This is a genomic window from Deinococcus sp. (assembly GCF_030523985.1).
Taxonomy (GTDB): Bacteria; Deinococcota; Deinococci; order Deinococcales; family Deinococcaceae; genus Deinococcus.
The window spans coordinates 4,850-23,290 of the sequence record NZ_JAUNHK010000011.1; the positions used below are offsets into that span (position 1 = coordinate 4,850).

Annotated in this window: 18 protein-coding genes and 1 tRNA gene; 7 read left to right on the top strand and 12 right to left on the bottom strand. The window is 64.3% G+C overall.

All coding sequences use genetic code 11. The annotated features are described in order from the left end of the window. Window positions 1–115: 115 nt before the first annotated feature. Window positions 116–550 carry a thioesterase family protein gene (locus Q4C89_RS03200; RefSeq protein ID WP_303101162.1) on the bottom strand — a complete coding sequence of 145 codons (435 nt, stop codon included), beginning with the start codon at window positions 548–550 and terminating at the stop codon, window positions 116–118. 36 nt (window positions 551–586) lie between these two features. On the opposite strand from Q4C89_RS03200, the gene Q4C89_RS03205 reads away from it, so the two are divergent. After that, complete coding sequence (locus Q4C89_RS03205) at window positions 587–1,825, top strand: YihY/virulence factor BrkB family protein (RefSeq protein WP_303101163.1); 1,239 nt, start codon at window positions 587–589, stop codon at window positions 1,823–1,825. A gap of 67 nt (window positions 1,826–1,892) precedes the next feature. Here Q4C89_RS03205 and Q4C89_RS03210 read toward each other — a convergent pair whose 3' ends face one another. From Q4C89_RS03210 to Q4C89_RS03220, 3 genes are all read right to left on the bottom strand, one after another. Then, window positions 1,893–2,654, bottom strand: a complete 762-nt coding sequence (locus tag Q4C89_RS03210; RefSeq protein ID WP_303101164.1) for an ABC transporter substrate-binding protein — start codon at window positions 2,652–2,654, stop codon at window positions 1,893–1,895. Window positions 2,655–2,792: 138 nt separating this feature from the next. Beyond that, a complete protein-coding gene (locus tag Q4C89_RS03215; protein ID WP_303101165.1) occupies window positions 2,793–5,228 on the bottom strand; it encodes a glutamine--tRNA ligase/YqeY domain fusion protein in 2,436 nt (811 codons plus the stop codon). A 32-nt stretch (window positions 5,229–5,260) separates the two neighbouring features. After that, window positions 5,261–5,872 (bottom strand): DedA family protein, encoded by a 612-nt coding sequence (locus tag Q4C89_RS03220; protein WP_303101166.1) that lies wholly within the window; start codon window positions 5,870–5,872, stop codon window positions 5,261–5,263. A gap of 117 nt (window positions 5,873–5,989) precedes the next feature. Here Q4C89_RS03220 and Q4C89_RS03225 point away from each other — a divergent pair, with 117 nt between their 5' ends. Beyond that, on the top strand, window positions 5,990–6,658 hold the full coding sequence (locus tag Q4C89_RS03225; protein WP_303101167.1) for an HAD family hydrolase: 669 nt from the start codon (window positions 5,990–5,992) through the stop codon (window positions 6,656–6,658). Here Q4C89_RS03225 and Q4C89_RS03230 read toward each other — a convergent pair. Then, window positions 6,632–7,846 (bottom strand): MFS transporter, encoded by a 1,215-nt coding sequence (locus Q4C89_RS03230; protein ID WP_303101168.1) that lies wholly within the window; start codon window positions 7,844–7,846, stop codon window positions 6,632–6,634. The genes Q4C89_RS03225 and Q4C89_RS03230 overlap by 27 nt on opposite strands. 70 nt (window positions 7,847–7,916) lie before the next feature. Between Q4C89_RS03230 and Q4C89_RS03235 the strand changes: the two genes are divergently transcribed. Then, entirely contained in the window at window positions 7,917–8,981 is a 1,065-nt protein-coding gene (locus Q4C89_RS03235; protein ID WP_303101169.1) for a LacI family DNA-binding transcriptional regulator, read from the top strand. 24 nt (window positions 8,982–9,005) lie between these two features. Here Q4C89_RS03235 and Q4C89_RS03240 read toward each other — a convergent pair whose 3' ends face one another. Then, the gene (locus tag Q4C89_RS03240; RefSeq protein WP_303101170.1) at window positions 9,006–9,515 is read right to left on the bottom strand and encodes a hypothetical protein; all 510 of its coding nucleotides are present in this window, start codon (window positions 9,513–9,515) and stop codon (window positions 9,006–9,008) included. 31 nt (window positions 9,516–9,546) lie between these two features. Here Q4C89_RS03240 and Q4C89_RS03245 point away from each other — a divergent pair, with 31 nt between their 5' ends. Beyond that, on the top strand, window positions 9,547–10,164 hold the full coding sequence (locus Q4C89_RS03245; protein WP_303101171.1) for an SMI1/KNR4 family protein: 618 nt from the start codon (window positions 9,547–9,549) through the stop codon (window positions 10,162–10,164). Window positions 10,165–10,233: 69 nt separating this feature from the next. Here the strand turns inward: Q4C89_RS03245 and Q4C89_RS03250 are convergent, their stop codons facing one another. From Q4C89_RS03250 to Q4C89_RS03270, 5 genes are all read right to left on the bottom strand, one after another. Further along, complete coding sequence (locus Q4C89_RS03250; RefSeq protein ID WP_303101172.1) at window positions 10,234–11,796, bottom strand: DUF512 domain-containing protein; 1,563 nt, start codon at window positions 11,794–11,796, stop codon at window positions 10,234–10,236. A 48-nt stretch (window positions 11,797–11,844) separates the two neighbouring features. After that, window positions 11,845–12,213 (bottom strand): hydroxyphenylacetyl-CoA thioesterase PaaI, encoded by a 369-nt coding sequence (paaI, locus tag Q4C89_RS03255; RefSeq protein WP_303101173.1) that lies wholly within the window; start codon window positions 12,211–12,213, stop codon window positions 11,845–11,847. Window positions 12,214–12,311: 98 nt separating this feature from the next. After that, entirely contained in the window at window positions 12,312–13,220 is a 909-nt protein-coding gene (locus Q4C89_RS03260; RefSeq protein ID WP_303101174.1) for a metal ABC transporter solute-binding protein, Zn/Mn family, read from the bottom strand. A 77-nt stretch (window positions 13,221–13,297) separates the two neighbouring features. Next, window positions 13,298–13,543 carry a 50S ribosomal protein L28 gene (gene rpmB / locus Q4C89_RS03265; RefSeq protein ID WP_303101175.1) on the bottom strand — a complete coding sequence of 82 codons (246 nt, stop codon included), beginning with the start codon at window positions 13,541–13,543 and terminating at the stop codon, window positions 13,298–13,300. A gap of 52 nt (window positions 13,544–13,595) precedes the next feature. After that, window positions 13,596–14,657, bottom strand: a complete 1,062-nt coding sequence (locus tag Q4C89_RS03270) for a GTP-binding protein (protein WP_303101176.1) — start codon at window positions 14,655–14,657, stop codon at window positions 13,596–13,598. Window positions 14,658–14,688: 31 nt separating this feature from the next. On the opposite strand from Q4C89_RS03270, the gene Q4C89_RS03275 reads away from it, so the two are divergent. Continuing rightward, window positions 14,689–15,123, top strand: a complete 435-nt coding sequence (locus Q4C89_RS03275; RefSeq protein ID WP_303101177.1) for a hypothetical protein — start codon at window positions 14,689–14,691, stop codon at window positions 15,121–15,123. A gap of 65 nt (window positions 15,124–15,188) precedes the next feature. On the opposite strand, the gene Q4C89_RS03280 is transcribed toward Q4C89_RS03275, so the two are convergent. After that, window positions 15,189–16,541: a dicarboxylate/amino acid:cation symporter gene (locus tag Q4C89_RS03280; protein ID WP_303101178.1), complete on the bottom strand. Its 1,353-nt coding sequence runs from the start codon at window positions 16,539–16,541 to the stop codon at window positions 15,189–15,191. Between the two features lie 233 nt (window positions 16,542–16,774). On the opposite strand from Q4C89_RS03280, the gene lpdA reads away from it, so the two are divergent. Both lpdA and Q4C89_RS03290 read left to right on the top strand, forming a co-directional pair. Then, window positions 16,775–18,181, top strand: a complete 1,407-nt coding sequence (gene lpdA, locus Q4C89_RS03285) for a dihydrolipoyl dehydrogenase (protein WP_303101179.1) — start codon at window positions 16,775–16,777, stop codon at window positions 18,179–18,181. Window positions 18,182–18,363: 182 nt separating this feature from the next. Continuing rightward, window positions 18,364–18,438: transfer RNA gene (locus tag Q4C89_RS03290), tRNA-Glu, on the top strand. The last annotated feature ends 3 nt before the right edge of the window (window positions 18,439–18,441 follow it).

An 18,441-nucleotide genomic window follows, 5' to 3' on the forward strand; every position in this document is an offset into this window, starting at 1 on the left:
TGTTCCAGTTGAGCGGCGACGGCCCGCACGTCTGCGCCCTCGGGCACGTCCAGCACAAGTTCTTCCAGGCCCAGTTCCCGGCGCAGGCGGGCAAAAAACACGGCGCGAATCTGCATCATTGCACCTGCCCACTCGCCTGATGCTCGGCCCAGCGGCGGCGCAGGTCTTCAAAACCCGCGTCTATCTTGCCCTGGGGCAGCACGACTTGCGTGGTGGTGCCGTGCCCGATTTCGTCTCCGAGTTCGTTGACGGCCACCATGCGGGCGTGAATGCGCCGCCCTTCCTGCTTTTCAAAGGTCGCCGTGACCGTCACCCCCATCCCCGGCAGCGCCGAAGCGGTGTGAAAGACCTCCACCTGCGAACCGATGCCGCCGTCGCCTTCTTCGAGGTGGGGCAAGATGATTTTGCGCCCGGCTTCCTCGAAATGCTTCGCCATCCAGTAGGTCGCGTAGACCGGGTGAACCTTGCCCAGTTCGCCAAAATCCACCGTCATGTCATCGGTGACCGTCACGGTCAGGGTTTGGGTAAAGCCTTCGGGAATGCGGCGCATGGGGACAGCGTAGCAAGGCAGTTTAGACTGCGTTCTATGACCGTGACTCCATCCCCAGGTTCGCTGCGCGGCGCGGCCCCCAAAAAGATGACGGCGGGCGACCTGTTCGGCCTGATTGGTGATTCTGCCAAGGCGTTCGGACAGGACAAGGCCCCCCGGCTCGCCGCCGCCATCTCGTACTACGCCATTTCCAGCCTCGCGCCGCTGCTGCTGTTTGCCGTGGCGGTCGCCGGGTTTTTCCTGAGTGACCCGGCGGTGGCCGACAAGCTGTTCGGCCCCGAAGGAAGTGTGGCGCAGAGCGTGGGCAAAGACGCCGCCGAATTCCTCCGGGGTCTGGTCAGCAATCCCGACAGCATCCGCAAAGGCTCCATCGTGGCGACGGTGGTGGCCTTTATCGTGACCTTCATGGGGGCGACGGGTCTGTTCGTGCAGCTTCAAGACGCCCTCAACTCCATGTGGGGCGCTGACCCCGGCCCACCCCAGGGCATTGCCAACATCGTCAAGACCCGCCTGATCGCCTTTGTCCTGATTCTGGGCATCGGGCTGGTGCTGATGCTGTTTCTGGCGCTCAACACCTGGCTCTCGGCCCTGGCCCAGACGCTGGGCGAATCGCTGGGCATCGGGGCCGTGCTGGTGCGGGTGGGCACCTTCGTGCTGTCGGCGCTGCTGCTGACCCCCGTGTTCGCCGCCATTTTCAAATTCCTGCCCTCCGTCAAACTGGAATGGCGTGAAGTGCTGGTCGGCGGGGCGATTACCGCCGTGCTGTTTTCCATCGGTCAGATTCTGATCGGCATTTACTTTGGCCGGGCCGCGCCTGGAAGTGCCTTCGGAGCCGCTGGCGCCTTGGTCGCGCTGCTGGCGTGGATCTACTACAGCTCCATGATTTTCTTCTTCGGGGCCGAGGCCACCTGGGTCTACTCGCAGAAATTCGGTTCGTCGGCGGGCGGCGCAGGCAACACCGCCAAGAAGGCTGCGCTGGCCGAACAGGGCGCTCAAGTGGACACCAAGCCGGGTCAGCAGGAACTCGAAGCCCAGGCCGAAGCGCTGCGCAAGGGCCAGCCCATCCGCGACCACCGGGGCCGCGTGGTTCGCACCGGGGGCGCACGTCCGGTGCCGCTGACCACCATGCCCCGCCCCGGCAGTGCGCCGACCCGTTCGGGCAAGCTGCTTCCCAACGTTCTCGCCGCTGTCTGGAATGCCTTCGCCGCCATTCTCGCCGTGCCGACGGTGCTGATTCTGGGCCTGTTCGGGCTGGGCAAGGACAAGCGCCGCTAAGCCGCTACCAAAGGAAACTCCCCCGGTGCTATGCAGGCCGGGGGAATTTCCTTTGACTCTTAGATCATTACTTGCAGCGAATGTCTTCGCCGAAATATTTCTCGGAAAGTTTCTTGTAGCTGCCGTCGCTCTGGACCTTTTTCAGGGCCTCGTTGATGCCCGTGACCAGGGTCTTGTTGCCTTTCTGGAGGGCGATGCCGATTTTTTCCTGGAAGATGAGCTGCCCGACCTGAACCTTGCCGCCGGTCTTCTTGCGGGCTTCGAGGGCCACGAAGCGGTCGGTGATGAACGCCTCGGTGCGCCCGGCCATCAGGGCCTGAAGGGCGTCGGTGTTGTTGGGGTAGGTCTGCACCCGGCCCAGTCCCGGCAGGCTGCGGGCGCGGGTGGCGTAGGTGGTGCCGAGCTGCACGGCGACTTTCTTGCCCTTCAGGTCAGCCACCGTCTTGGGGCCGCCCGTCTTGCTGAGTACCACGCCGCCCGAGCAGTAGTGGGGGTTGGCGAAGTCCACCGCCTTCTGGCGCTCGGGCGTGATGCCGTGCGAGGCGATGACCATGTCGTAGCGGCCCTGTCCCAGCCCGATCAGCAGGGTGTCGAAGGACGAGGTCTTCCACTGCACCTTGACCCCCAGTTGCTTGGCGAGCAGTTCGGCCAGTTCGGCCTCGAAGCCCACGATGTTCTTGCCCTGGGTGTAGGTGAAGGGGGGGTAGGTCGGCTCGGTGGCGACGATCAGGGTGCCCGCCTTCTTGATGCTTGCCAGGTCACGCGCCGATGCCGAGGCCCCGAGGGCGAGAGCGGCGAGAACCACGGTATGCACAGACTTCAACTTCATGCAGGCAGGCTAGCGCACCTGTCTGACGGGGGGCTGAGAGAAGGGTCATGTCAAGGTCATCCACCATGCCGGGACAGAAGCGGGGCATGGTGGATGAAGTGACAGGGAGTGCAGCTTTATGCAGGCGGGCTGTATGCCTCAGGCCAGCGCGGCCTTCAGGGCTTCGGCGAGCTGCTGCGGGTCGGCCTTGCCGCCAGTGGCCCGCATGACCTGCCCGGTGAAAAAGCCCAGCAGCGCGGTCTTGCCGCTCCGGTAGGCGTCCACCTTGTCGGCGTTGGCGCTCAGGACTTCGGCCACGGCTTGCTGGAGGGCCTCGGCACTCAGGCCCGCATTCAGGCCCTCACGCTCGATGATGTCCAGCGGCGCGTCCCCGGTGGCGGCGGCACGGGCGAGCGCGTCACGGGCGACGCGGGCAGGCAGTCGGCCTTCCGCGTACTGCGCGGCGAGGGGGGCGAGGTCGGCGGCCTTCACCTTGACCGTGCCGGAACGCAGGCCCGCCACCAGTTCATTGACCGTCCACGAGGCGACCTGCCCGAAGGTGGTGTCCTGCACGGCCCCCGCCAGGAACGCCAGCAGCGCGGGGTCTTTGGCGACGGTGCGGGCGTCCCCTTCGGCGGCCCCCAGCGCGGTCAGGCGGCTGAATTCGGCGTCCTGTTCGGGGGTCAGCGGCTGAGCTTTGGCGGGCGCGTCAGAAGACCCCTCACCCCTAGCTTCGCTAGGCCCTCTCCCCTTGGTAGAGGGTCTGCTTTCCGCCTTCTGCCTTCCGTCTTCTGCCTTCTGCGTTTCCTTTGCCCAGGCGTCTTTCAGCGTGATAATTCGCCCGAAGACCAGCGCGTCCTCGCGGCTGTCCACCGGGTCACGCCAGAAATAGCCCTGCCGCTCGAACTGGTAGCGGGTGTCTGCGGGGTCGCCTGCCACGCTCGGTTCCACGAAGCCTTTGCGAATCTGCAAGCTGTTCGGCGTCAGGTAGCGCATAAAGCCTTCGCTGACGGGGGCTTCTTCGTGTTCAGCATCGTGTTCGGACGGCCCCGCGCTGTCGTCGTCCAGTTCTTCGTTGTCGCCTTCGGGGTGCGGCACGCGGAACAGGCGGTCATAGAGGCGAAACTCGGCGGGCAGGCCATGTTCGGCGCTGACCCAGTGAATCACGCCTTTGGCGCTCGCTTCCTCGTCCAGCAGCGTGGCGTTGATGTGGGTGACTTTGCCGTCCGCATCAGTGGCGAACTCGTCGGCGCGGATGATGCCCGCCCCGCGCAGGCGCACCGTGCCGCCGGGGGTCAGGCGCTTGAAACCTTTGGGGGGCTCGGCCTCGAAGTCGCTGCGCTCAATGTAGATTTCGCGGGTGAGCAGCACGTCGCGCACGGCCTGTTCGGGGTTGACCCGTTCACCGCTGGGCATTCCGACCAAACCGTCGGGCGAGTCGCGCACCACGTCATAGGGCCAGTAGGGCAGGCTCAGCGTTTGCGGCGCGTCCAGGTTGGTGAGTGTCACGCGCAGAGGCTCCAGCACCGCCATCACGCGGGGGGCGCGGTGGTTGAGGTCGTCGCGCACGGCGTTTTCGTACACGGCGAGGTCAACCGTGCGGTTGGTGCGGTTCACGCCGATTTGGGAGGCGAAGGCCCGCATCGCTTCGGGCGTCACCCCCAGACGGCGCTGGGCGCGGAGCGTGGGCATACGCGGGTCGTCCCAGCCGCTGACTTTGCCTTCCTGCACGAGCTGGCGCAGCTTGCGCTTGCTGGTAATCGTGTATTCCAGCCCGCGCCGCCCGAATTCGTACTGATGGGGGCGGGGGTCGAAGCCCAGTTTCTCCATCAGCCAGTCGTAGATGGCGCGGTTGTCGATGAATTCCAGGCTGCACATGGAATGGGTGACGCCTTCAATCGCGTCTTGCAGCGGGTGTTCAAAGTCGTAGGCGGGGTAGATGCACCACTTGTCGCCCGTGCGAAAGTGTGGCTTGTTGACGATGCGGTACAGCACCGGGTCGCGCAGCTTGATGTTCGGCGCGGAGAGGTCGATTTTGGCCCGCAGGACGTGTTCGCCGTCGCCAAACTCGCCCGCCTTCATGCGGCGCAGCAGGTCCAGGTTTTCTTCCACGCTGCGCTCACGGTAGGGGCTGGGCGTGCCGGGGGTGGTGGCGTTGCCACGCAGACGCGACATTTCCTCGGCGCTCACGCTGTCCACGTAGGCGTCGCCCTGCCGGATCAGTTGCTCGGCGTACTCGTAGTAACGGTCAAAATAGTCGCTGGCGTAGTAGAAATGCTCGCCCCAGTCCAGGCCCAGCCACTTCAGGTCGTCGGCCATGCTGTCCACGAATTCCTGCTGGGCCAGTTCGGGGTTGGTGTCGTCCATCCGCAGGTTGAACTGCCCGCCGTACTGCTGCGCCGTGTTGAAGTCCAGCAGGCTGGCAAAGACATGCCCCAGGTGCGCATAGCCACTGGGGTCGGGTGGAAAGCGGGTCACGATTTTGGTGTACTTGCCGCTCGCCAGGTCTTTTTCAATGATTTCGGTAATGAAGTTGGGAGCCACCAACGGGGCGTCCGTTTCAGCAGGTGCAGGGGGCTTGGGCGTGTCGGTCATGGCGTCAGAATACGCGCTGCGGTGCGGGTCAATCAGCCGCCTTGCCCCTGCTCGCGCTTGCGCCGAATGAACCAGACGATGGCCCCCACGACGACCACGCCCAGGATGATTTTGGAGGCAGGCCCCACGTACTGCTCAACCCGGTCATAGTTTTCGCCCAGGGCGTACCCGGCGTAGGCGAGCGCCGCGCTCCACAGCGCCGAACCGATGGCCGAGTAGATGAGGAACTTGGGCAGCGGCATTTCGCTCATGCCCGCAGGCAGGCTCAGCAGACTGCGGATGCCCGGCACCATGCGCCCAAACAGCACCGCTTTGGTGCCGTGACGGTCAAACCAATCGTCGGCCTTTTTGATGTCCTTACCGCTCAGGGTCAGCCATTTGCCGTGCTTGTCGGCCCAGGCCACCAGTTTGTCTTCACCGAAGGCGCGGCCTATGTAGTACAGCGGCAGCGTGCCGATGACACTGCCGAGCGTGCCCATCAGAATCACCATGCCGAGCGTCATGTCGCCCCGCGCCGCCGCGAAGCCCGCCGAGGGCATGATGAGTTCGCTGGGAATGGGCGGAAAGACGTTTTCCAGAATCATCAGCAGCAGGATGCCCAGGTAGCCCATGCTGTCCATCAGGTTTTGAATCCACTCGGTCATATCAGGTCACAGCCTACGCGCCCTCCCCCCGGTGCAGGCGTCAGCCGAAAGGATGACTTCAGGTCGCCTTAGCCTGGGCCGGTTCCGGCGCTGACGCCGCGCTCCTAGACTGCGGACATGACTGCCGTTTCTCTTCCTGCGGGCCTGCGGGCCATCGTCTTCGACTTCGACGGCACCATTCTGGACACCGAAACCCGCGAGTTTCACCACTGGCAGGAGCTTTACCGCTCGCACGGGCGCGAACTGTCCCTGACCGACTGGCAGCGCGGCGTCGGCACCTGGGACGCCTTCGACCCCTGGGCCGGGCTGCCCGAACAGGTGCAGGCTGACCGGGAAAACGTGCGCTCACGGCTACACGACACCATCGTGGCGGACATCGCCGGGCAGGACTTGCGCCCCGGCGTGCGGGCGGTGCTGGAGGGGGTGCGGGAAGCGGGATTGCGCCTCGCCCTGGCGACCAGCAGTGACCGCGCCTGGGTGACACGCTGGATGGAGCAGCACGACCTCGCGCCCCTCTTTGAAGTGATGGCGACCCGTGACGATGTGCGCCGCGTCAAGCCCGACCCGGAGCTTTATCTGCTCGCCGCCGAGCGGTTGGGCCTGCGCCCGGAGGAGTGTCTGGCGGTGGAAGACTCTTTCAATGGCGCGACCGCTGCCGTCGCTGCCGGAATGCGGCTGGTCGTCGTGCCCAACGACGTGACGCGCACCCAGCCGTTCCCGCCGGAATGGCGCAAGTTGGAAGACGGCTATGCGGGCGGGCTAGCGGCTCTGCTGCGCCTGTTCTGACGCCTGCTCCGGCTGGCCTGAAGTCCGAATCATCCTGAACGCCACTCCCCCCAACCCCGCCACCAGCGCCGCGCCCAGCACCGCCAGCCCCAGCGACGGGGCCAGCCCGAAGCGGTACGCCAGAAACCCGATGAGGGGCGGCCCCAGCAAAAAGCCGCCGTAGCCGATGGTGGCGACCTGGGCGATGCCACGACCATGCAGAGCGTGACCCGCTGCGCCGTACATGACCGGAACCACGTTGCTCAGGCCCAGGCCCGACAGCGCAAAGCCCAGGGTGGCGAGGGCGGGCGAGGGCAGCAGCAGCGCCAGCCCCAGCCCCAGCGCCGAGAGCAGCGCCCCGCCGCGCACCAATGCCTCGTCACCGAAACGGGCGCGGGTCTGGTCGCCGAACCAGCGGCCCAGCGTCATGGTGGCGACAAAGGCCGCGTAGCCGATGCCCGCCTGTCCACCCGGTAGCTTCAGCACGTCGTGGAAATACAGCGCCGCCCAGTCGTAATGGGCACCCTCGGAGAGCATCCCCAGAAAGCACAGCGCCCCCAGCAGCAGCACGGCGGGGGAGAGGGCCGGGCCAGTTCGTGCCGCCGCTGCCGCGCTGTCATCGAAATGGGCTGGGTCGGGCAGCAACCGCCGCCCCGCCCACAGTGCCGCCAGCGCCGAGAGCAGCGCCACCCCGCCCGCGTGCGCCAGCATCGGCACTCGCCCGACCAGCAGCGTGCCCAGCAGCGCCCCCAGCACCCCGCCCAGACTGAAATAGGCATGCAGGCGGCTCATGATGGGTCGTCCCAGCGCCTTTTCCACCGTCACGCCCTGCGCGTTCATGGACACGTCCAGCGCCCCGTTCAGAAAACCCAGCAGGGCCAGCATCGACACCAGGGCGCTCAAATTCGGCGCCAGAAACGGCAGCGCCAGTGCCAGCATCACCAGCGGGGCCAGCCGCGCCGTGACCCGGTGGCTGCCCGTGCGGGCAATCCAGCTCCCGGTCAGCGGCATGGACACCAGACTGCCCAGGCCCACCGCCAGCAGCGCCCCGCCCACCTGCGCGTCGGTCAGGCCCAGCGCCGTGCGGACGCCCGGAATGTTGACCGCCCAGGTCGCAAACAGCATCCCGTTGAGCAAAAAGACGACATTGACGGCGACGCGGGCCTGCTCAGCGGCGGGGTGGAGGGGGGAAGAGACGGCTTGGGTCATGGGGTGGCTCCTTGAGTGGCGGCAGGCCATCTGAAACGATTTAGACGGCGGCGTGCGTTAGCATTTTGACATGTCTTCGGCTTCCCCCTCTGCCCTACGGCCTGCCGGCCGCGCCACCCTGCGCGACGTGGCCCGCATGGTGGGGGTGTCGGTGGCGACGGTCAGCAACGCCTACAACCGCCCCGACCAACTCTCGGACGACCTGCGTGAGCGCGTGCTGGCCGCAGCGAAAGACCTCGGCTACCAGGGGCCGAACCCGCTGGCCCGCAGCCTGCGCCGGGGCAAAACGGGCGTCATCGGGCTGGTCTACGACGCGCCGCTGGAATACGCCTTCGCTGACCCCGCCGCGATTGTGTTTCTGGGGAGCCTGTCGCGCACCTTGCAGGCCGCCGACCTGAATCTGCTGCTGCTCTCCGCCCCCGCCGACCCTGGCCCGGTGCGGGAGGCCAGTGTGGACGGCCTGGTGGTCTACTGCGCGGCGCAGGGCAGCCCGCTGCTTGCCGCCGTGCTGGAGCGGCGGTTGCCCACGGTGCTGGTCGACCAGGAGGCGCAGGCGGGTGCGGTGCAGGTCGGCATCGAGGACGCGGGCGGCGCAAAACAGGCCGCCGAACACTTGCGCGAGTTGGGGCACCAGCACATCGGCGTCATCTGCCTCGAAGTCGGCCCCGAGCGGCGCAGCGGCCCGGTGTCGGCCCAGCGCGAGGCGGGGGCGACCTATCCCACCACGGCCCAGCGGCTTCGGGGCTACCGTCAGGTGGCGGGCGTCACCCTTTACCCCTACGAAACGGCCAGCAACCTCCCCGCCGCGGGCGAAGAGGCGGCCCTGGCCCTGCTCCAATCCCACCCGCATATCACGGCCTTGCTGTGCATGAGCGACGTGCTGGCGCAGGGGGCATACCAGGCGGCGGCGGCCCTGGGACGGCAAATTCCCGCCGCCCTGAGCGTGGTCGGCTATGACGACATTCCCCTCAGCGCCGCGCTAGGCCTGACCACCGTGCAGCAGCCCACTGCCGAGAAGGGGCAGCAGGCTGGGGAACGGCTGCTGTCCCTTCTCTCCGGTGAGTCGCCCGCTGCCGCGCCGCCCCTGCCCACGCGCCTGGTGCTGCGGGAGAGTACGGGGAGGGTGAAGGGTTGAGGGAAAACGGCCTCTCCCTTGCCCTCAACCCTCCACAGCCTGCACCAGCGTAGGCCGCGCATTGACCCCGATACCGCCCGTGTCGTCCAGTCGGGCCAGCACCGCTTCAAAGGCCCAGTCCTGCGCCCAGAGCCGCTTGAGGGCGTGCAGCACCGCCATGCCAGGGGGCAACACCCGCGCCGCCACCTCGCGCAAATTTTCGTCAGGCCGCCGCACTTCCACCGCGCCGCTGCTGAGGCCCGCGTTTTTCAGGGCGCGGTAAAAGACCTGTACCGCGTCGTCCGACAGCGAACTGGTACGAACCAATTCCTGCGCCTGGGGACAGAGTTTTTCCAGCAGGTCTTCGTCTATTCGGTGGGGGTTGATGGGCGCAAACAGGCGGGCAAGCTGTTCGGGCAGATTGACGCCGAGGTAATACTGTTCCTCGAAAGCAGCCGGAATCAGCATCCCGTGCGCGCCCTCGGCAGCGAGGCGGTGGGTTTCTGCGCCCACTTCGGCAACGGGGCGGCGGGCAGCTTCGGCAAAGGTGAACATGAGCAGAGGCTAGCGTGTGTCAAAGTAAAGCATGACCGCCGCCATGACCCTGACCGAGTGGGTCGCTTGGCTGGCAGGGCAGGGCATCCCTCCGCGTCTGAACCCGCCCGCCACGCCCGCCGAAATCGCCGCCACCGAGCAAAAGCTGGGCGTGAGCTTTCCCGCCGACCTGCGCGAGTTGTACTTGCAGGCCAACGGCTCGGAGGGCGGCCTGCTGCTGGGGCTGCCGCTTCACACGCTGGCGCAATTGGAAGACGCCTACGCGAACTGGGAAAACGTGGTTTATGGCGATAACGGCATGTTTGAAGAGAGTGAAGACGAAGACCTGTATTCGTCCTGCCCGCCCGGAACCGTGCAATCGCGCTATTGGGTGCGCGGCTGGATTCCGCTCTGTACCGACGGTGGCGGCAACCACATCGCCTACGACCTCGCCCCCGCCGAAGCTGGCAGCGTTGGGCAACTCATCAACATGGGGCCGGACGAGGACGACCACATCCAACTGGCCCGCAGCCTGGCTGAATTTTGGGCTGTCTGTGCCCGAAAGGTAGAGAACGGCGAATTGAAGATAGAGGCGGATGGGCTATGGAGCACGCCGAGTGGCTATGTGGCCTTCAGTGGGTTTAGGAAAGAGAGGCGCGGCCTGCTTTGAGGCCATGAGCGATGGGCCATGAGCCATGAGTTTTTATCCCATAGCTCACGGCTCACAGCCCATAGCTCTTCACGCTTGCCCGCGTCCCTTCACACCCTCACCGTGCATGCCTGACTCGGCCACGTCTTCTTCCAAGCTCTCGCCAGGGGCCGCACCGCCTGAAGCCCGCCCCGAATCTTTGACCGCGTGCGCCGACATGCCCCACTGGTGCCCGCTGCTGTGCGCGCCGTCCAGAATCACGCGGGCCAGTTCGCCCAGCGTCGCGCCGCCCGCCCGCACGTCCATCTTGAATTCCTGGCGCAATTCGCCCAGGCTCACGTCGTCCAGCATCAGCTCGGTGCCGTAGCGCAGCGTGGTGGGCGGCACAATCAGCAGGTCGGCCTCGGCAGGCTGAACGCTGTGGCGAAAGCAGCGGCCCGTCAGCAGCCCTGCTACCGTCGTGATTTTGCCGAAGGTTTTGTTTTCGACCGCCCGCACTTCCAAATCCAGTCCCTCAATCTGGCGCAGCGGCTCCACGGCGCGGTTCAGCGAATCGGCAAACAGCAGGCCCGTCCCCAGAATGACTTTGCGGGGGCTGGGCAAGGCGTCAGGCAGCGGCGGCAAGCCTTCAGTTAGAAAGTCCCGAATCATGCCCACGCCGTTTTCCAGCATCGGGAAGCCTTCGTATTCTTCCTCGCTGGGCAATGGTTCGCCCGCCAGCAGATAAATCTCATCGGACGGAAACACGAAGCGGGTGCCGCGTTCTTGCAAGAACTTCTTGCGCCACACATTCAGTCGCCGCAACGTGTCCTGCGCTTCTTCTTTGGTAAAGGTGCGAACATCGGGCAAGTTCTTGCGGTGCCCCGTCAGGCCAATAGGCACCACCGCCGCCGACAACACATTGGGGCGACTGCTGAGGTATTCCACCGTTTCATCCAAATTCTCGCGGTCATTGCGCTCGGGCACCAGCACAATCTGGGTGTAGAGGTCAATACTTTCCAGCCGCTCAATCATGGAACGAATCTGCACGGCCTGCGGGTCTTTGACCTTCAGTTTCCACCATTTCATCATGTCCTGACGCAAATCCTGATTGGCGGTATGCACCGACACATACAGCGGCGACAGGTTTTCGTCCAAAATGCGGTTGATGTCGCTTTCGGTGAGGTTGGTCAAGGTCACGAATGAGCCGTACAGGAAAGAGAGACGGTAATCGTCGTCCATGATGTACAGGCTCTTGCGAAAGCCACGCGGCATTTGGTGGACATAGCAGAAATCACACTTGTTGGCGCACTTTTTAATGCCGTCAAACAGCACTTCTTCAAAGTCCAGCCCTGGGTCTTCCCATTCCACCGTAAAGGTGAAGGTGTCGTCCAGGCTGGGCGGCGCTTTCAGCATCAGGCGGTGGTGGTCTTGGGCGGTGGTGGGCACGCCCGTCATCACTTGCAAGGCTTCGCGGGGGCGGGCGATTTCCAGCGTCATCACGCCCTTTTCCAATTTGTGGCGGTAGTCCAGCACGTCGGTCACGGCTTCACCGTTCACGCGCAGCAGCACGTCGCCTGGGCGCACGCCTGCCCGCTCGGCGGGACTGCCTGCCTCCACGGTCTTGATAGGTGCGGGAAAAATCTGTTCGTTCATTTGTACGGCTGCCGTCATGTCTTCACCCCTTTCGGGACTGGCGGCCCCGATAAACACACAAGTTTATCAGCTTTGGCCCGCGCCTTTCTCGCGCCGCGACACGGTTCCCAGAAAGAGTGCCAGCACCTCGTCCCCGCGCCGCACCTCCACGCGGTAGGTGGCGAGGGTGCGCCCGACCCGCTCTGGCGTAGCCACCGCGATCAGTTCGTCCCCTTCCCGCGCCGCCTTGAAAAAACTCAGGTGCGTTTCTGCCGCCACTGCCTGAGCCTCCAGATTGCTGATGACGGCAAAAGCTTCGTCCGCCAGGCTGAAGACCAGGCCACCGTGCGCCGTGCCGTGCATGTTCAGGCCCGATGCGCTCACCGTGAGGGCCACGCGGGTCAGGCTGGGCGAGGCTTCCAGCACCGTCATGCCGAGGGTCTGGGCGTAGGACATGGCTCAGAGTAGCGCCGCTGGCAATGGCAAAGGCTCAGCGCCGCAGCCCACCCGAGGAGTGGAGCGTGCGGCGCTGAGCCTTTAGATTGCCCGTTTCCTCACTTCAGCGCCTTCACCATCGTCGCCACGTTGTATTTCAGCGCCTTCAGGTAGGTGTCGCCCGCGCTGCCTTTTGGCCCCAAGGCGTCGGTGTAGAGGGGCGGGGCAATCTTCGCGCCTGTCTCGCGGGCCAGGGTCTGCGCCAGCCGTGCGTTGACGGTGTTTTCGGTAAAGATGACCTTCGCGCCGCTGGCTTTGACCGCCCGAACCAGCGAGGCCAGTTCGCGGGTACTCGGCTCGCGCTCGGTGCTCAGCCCTGGAATCACGGCCCCCACGACCTTCAGCCCGTAGTGTTCGGCAAAGTAGCCCAGCGCGTCGTGGTTGGTCACGATGTTGCGCTTGGCGGCGGGCACAGTGGCAAACTGCTTTTTGGCCCAGGCGTCGGCGGCCTGAATCTGTTTGATGTACGCGGCGGCATTCTTAGCATAGGTCGCCTTGCCTGCGGGGTCGGCACTGCTCAGTGCGGCCTGGGCGTTCTTGACATAGCCCACCGCCAGCCCCGTGTCCCACCAGGCATGCGGGTCGTAGGCGCCGTGGTCATGGTCAGCATGGTCATCGTGGCCCGCTTCTTCATCGTGGTCGTGCCCCGCCGGGTGCAGTTTCAGGCCCGCCGTCAGTTCCTTGACGGGCACTTTGGGCGCGGCGGCCTTGAGCTTGGGCAGCCAGGGTTCCAGGCCCGCGCCGTTGGCAAACAGCAACTTGCTGCCCGCCAGCGAACGAATCGTGCCTGTAGACGGCGAAAAGGTGTGGGTGTCCGCGCCCGCAGGCACAATCACATTGACCTTGACCCGGTTGCCGCCGACCTGTTGCACGAAGTCGGCCACGATGGTGGTGGTCGCGCTGACTTGCAGGGGGGCCGCCTGAGCGGTGCCCGTCAGCAGGGCCAGCGTAAAGAGACGCTTTATCATATTGATTTCTCCTTATCAATTAATGGGATGAAAAAAGGGAGGCGCGGCGGCACTCCCTCGGGTGGCCTGGGACAGGCTTAGACGAGTTCGATGCCCTTGTAGGGGCCTTTGGCGAGGGTACGCATGGCGTTGGCGCTCAGCCACACAGTCTTGACTTCACCGTTTTCACGGATGGTCTTCTTGTGCAGGTTGGCACGCTGCACGCGCTTGGTAATGCCGGTGGTCTTGCGGCCTACCCCGCCATCGGCGCGGGCCTTACCACGGCGCACCACAGAGTTCACGACGAGGTTCTTCTTTCCAGTCAGGTAGCATTCACGGCTCATGTTCTTGTTCTCCTTGCTTGAGATTCAGACTGGAACGGGGGACAAGGCCCTCTTATTTGCCTGGCGCGAGCGCCGCGTCAAACAGCTTTTCCAGTGCCGGACCGTCCAGATTTTGTCCGATGAACACCAGTTCGCTGTGCGCCTGCGCCGGGTCAAGCCATTGCCCAGCCTGTTCCAGTGCCAGTTGCCTCCCCGTGTGGTTCCACAGGGTGGCGACACCATCCCCCATATTAACCCATCCCTTGCTGCGAATGATAGACCTGGGCAGCCCCCTTTCCAGCAGCGCGTGGAGGCCCTCGGCGCTGAACGGCACGTCGCGGCGGTAGATGAACGTCCCCAGCCCGTATTCCTCGGATTCGGGCGTGTGCTCTTTTTGCAGTTCTTCCATCCAGGCGTCCATCTGCATGGCGGCCTCGGCGTCGAACAGGCGCACGTCCAGCACCTCGGCGGCGTCCACCTCGCCGCGCACGGTTTCCAGCACGCGGGCGCGGGGGTTGGTGATGCTGACCAGTTCACGCAGCCGCTGCAAGTCGCCAGCGTCGGCCAGTTCCACCTTGTTCAGCACCACGATGTCGGCAAATTCGAGTTGCTCGGCGAGCAGTTCGCCAAACCCACGCCCAAAGTCGTCGCCGGGAATGCTGTCTTCACGGTTCCACAGCGGGAAAAACTGGGCGCTGTCCACCACCGTCACCATCGCGTCCACGTATACGCGCCCGACCAGATTGGGAATCTCTGGGTCGAGTTCCAGTTCTTCGGGCGTCAGGCAAAAGCTCTGGGCAATCGGCAGCGGTTCGCCTATGCCGGTGCTTTCGATCAGGATGGCGTCGAGGTCACGCTCGCGCAGCAGCTTGTCCACCGCTTGCAGCAGGTCGCCGCGCAGCGTGCAGCAGATGCAGCCGTTGGAAAGCTCGATGGTTTCCTCGTCGGTCTTCACCACCAGCGAGGCGTCCACGTTGACGGCTCCAAATTCATTGACAATCACGGCGATTTTGCGCTCCTCGTTCTGCCGCAGCAGGTGGTTGAGCAGCGTGGTCTTGCCCGCGCCCAGAAAGCCGCACAGCACGGTAATCGGGATAGCCGCAGAAGCCGAAGCAGAAGGGGGAGGAAGCGTCATAGTTGAAAATGATATACTCTTATCAATAATTATGGCAAGGTTCCACGTCATCCCCAAATCGCCCTACTCGGTGCAGTTCTGGCTGCTGGGGCTGGATGCCCGCCACGGCCTGCTGACCCGGCGAGGCTTTACCAAGTCGCCCGCGCCCATCGGCAGCAGCTTTTACCAGTTCGGCCCGCTGCGGCTGCACAGTTCGGGGTTTACCCTGCACCTGCCCGAAGGCGAACTGGAATTTTGCCGCCGTTGCGTGCTGTTCTGGCTGAACGGCGAAGTGATTGCCCGGCAGCGCGGCTTCGACCTGTCGCTGCCCGCCTTTGCCGAGTACGAGGCGTGGGTGGCCCAGGAATATGGCCCCGGCTACCGCGCTGCCCAGTTTGCCGCCCACAAACTTCCGCCCCCAGTGCGCCGCAATCTGGCGCTGTGGCTGGCGCAGTTGGGACAGGCCGGACTGGTGCAGGCTGCCTAAAAAAACAGAAGAAAGCCCCCTCCGAAATCTGGAAGGGGCTTTGGCCTGTTTCTCGTTTACGGCGTTCAGAGATGCACTTGCGCGCCGCCTGTGGGCAATTCTCCGTTTTCCAGTTGCCGCCCCTCGCCGCGTTCCTCGCTCGCCACGTCGGGTTCGATGGTGGGCAGGTCTTCGCCGTTCAGGGCACGGGTCAGGCGGTCCATGTCTACGGCGTTTTCACTGCGGGCCACCACCAGGGTCGCCACCGCGTTCCCGATGAAGTTGGTCAGGGCGCGGGCTTCGCTCATGAAACGGTCAATGCCCAGAATCAGCGCCATGCCCGCCACCGGCACGTGCCCGACCGCGCCCAGCGTCGCCGCCAGCGTAATAAAGCCGCTGCCCGTCACGCCCGCTGCGCCCTTGGAGGTCAGCAGCAGCACCGCCAGCAGGGTGAGTTGTTCGCCAATCCCCATCGGCGTGTTGGTCGCCTGCGCGATAAACAACGCGGCCATCGTCAGATAGATGCTGGTGCCGTCGAGGTTGAAGGAGTAACCGGTGGGCACGACCAGCCCCACCACGCTCTTTTCGGCCCCCGCGTGTTCCATCTTCATCATCAGGCGGGGCAGGGCCGACTCGCTGGAGCTGGTGCCCAGCACGATCAGCAGTTCTTCCCTGATGTAGCGAATGAGTTTGACGACGCTAAATCCTGCGGCGCGGGCAATCAGGCCCAGCACCACAAAAATGAACAGGAGGCAGGTCAGGTAGAAGCTGCCCATCAGGTAGCCCAGGCTGGTCAGCGACTTGAGGCCGTACTTGCCGATGGTAAAGGCCATTGCGCCGAACGCCCCGATGGGAGCCACGCGCATGATGAAGCCCAGAATCACGAAAATGACCTGGTTTACGGCGTCGATGCCGTGCAGAATCTGGTCGCCCAGTTTGCCCAGGCGCATCAGCGCGAAGCCGCTCAGCAGAGCGATAAACAGCACGGGCAGCAGTTCACCGCTGGTAAAGGCGCCCACGAAAGTGTCGGGCACAATCTTGAGAATGTGGTCCCAGACCGTCATTTCGCCTGCCGCCTCGGTGTACTTGGTCAGGCCCTTGGTGTCCAGCGTGGCGGGGTCGATGTTCATGCCCACGCCGGGCTTCAGGACGTTCATGACCACCATGCCGATGATCAGCGCCAGGGTAGAGACGACCTCGAAGTAGATCAGCGCCTTGCCGCCCACGCGCCCGACCTTCTTGGCGTCGCGCATGTGGGCAATGCCGCTGACCACCGTGGCGAAGATGATCGGCGCGATGATCATCTTGATGAGCTTGACGAACAGGTCGCCCAGCGGCTTGAGGCCCTCGCCGAACTTGGGAAACAGCGCCCCGAGCAGAATGCCGAGGACAATGGCGATGATGACCTGCACATACAGGCTGCGGAAAATTTTGGGCATACGAAACCTCGCAAAACAGGGAGAGCTGTCTGAGACACCCTCACTCAGATTTGAAACGTGAGTCAAAGTATAGAACTTCTTAACAGGGAGTGGCCCATTCTCATTCGGATCCCCGGTGAGGCAGAAGTCACTGGTTTCCTCTCCGAGAGGAAGAGTCAAAAAGTCTTTCCGCAAGCGTTCCTGCCCCAGGGAACCGTCAAGTCTCATGGCCTGGTGCTACCCTCAGGGGCGATATGGATACTTTCGATGTTCTGGTGATTGGTGGCGGCCCAGCAGGATACGTGGCGGCTATTCGTGCGGCTCAACTCGGTTTCAAGACCGCCTGCGTGGACGCTTTCGAGCGCGGCGGCAAGCCCTCGCTGGGCGGCACCTGCCTCAACGTGGGCTGCATTCCCAGCAAGGCGCTGCTGGACACCTCCGAAAAAGTGGAAGTCGCCCAGCACGACTTTGCCGAACACGGCATCAGCGTCGGCAACCTCAGCGTGGACGTGTCCAAGATGCTGGCCCGCAAGGACGGTGTGGTGGACAAGCTGACGGGCGGCATCGCCTACCTGTTCAAGAAGAACAAGATCACTTCCTTCTTCGGCCTGGGCAAACTGGTGCGCCAGGAGGGTCAGGAGTGGGTCGTGGACGCTGCTGGTACTGAGGTCAAGGCCAAGCACGTGATCGTGGCGACGGGCAGCAGCCCCCGCGCCCTGCCGGGGGTGCCCTTCGGCGGTCACATTGTCGAGAACAGCGGCGCACTCCAGATCGACAAAGTGCCCGGCAAGCTCGGCGTGATCGGCGCGGGCGTCATCGGGCTGGAACTGGGCAGCGTGTGGCGTCGCCTGGGCGCTCAGGTCACGGTGCTGGAAGCCATGCCCGGATTCCTGATGGCCGCCGACGACGCGGTGGCGAAAGAAGCCCTCAAGCAGTTCCAGAAGCAGGGCCTGGACTTCCACTTCGGCGTCAAGATTGGTGACATCAAGCAAGACGACGCGGGTGTGACCGTCAGCTACGAGGAAAAGGGCGAGCAGGTCACCGCACAGTTCGACAAGCTGATCGTCTCCATCGGGCGCGTGCCCAACACCCAGGGCCTGAACGCCGAGGGCGTGGGGTTGGCGCTGGACGAGCGCGGCTTTGTGAAGGTGGACCAGCACTACCGCACCAACCTGCCCGGCGTCTACGCCATCGGTGACGTGATCGGCGGCGCGATGCTGGCGCACAAGGCCGAGGAAGAAGGCGTGGCGCTGGCCGAGATGCTGGCGGGTCAGGCCGGGCATGTCAACTACGACGTGATTCCCTGGATCATCTACACCAGCCCCGAAATCGCCTGGGCGGGCCTGACCGAAAAAGCCGCCAAGGAAAAGGGATTGACGGTCAAAACGGGCCAGTTCCCCTTCAGTGCCAACGGACGCGCCCTGGGCCACGGCGACCCACGCGGCTTCGTCAAGGTCGTGGCCGACGCCCAGACCGACAAGCTGCTCGGGGTCCACATGATCGGCGCGGGCGTCTCCGAACTGATCGGTGAAGTCGTCGCCATCATGGAATTCGGCGGCAGCGCCGAGGACCTCGCCCGCACCATCCACGCCCACCCGACCCTCAGCGAAGTGGTCAAGGAAGCGGCGCTGGCGGTGGACAAACGCGCCATTCATATGTGAAGGGTGTAGGGCAGAGGGTGGAGAGACATGCCGTCTTCCCTCCACCCTCTGCCCTTTTCCCTCAGCCCCTTCTCCAGCCCCCTTGACGAATCTGCGAATCACTTGTATCTTTCTGTGCGTGCTTAACGGCACCCCTTGAAAGGCAGAAGAGAAAACGCAACCGCGTTCATCATCTGAAGTGTGGCCCCATCGTCTAACGGTTAGGACACTACCCTTTCAAGGTAGCGATACGGGTTCGAATCCCGTTGGGGTCACCAGAA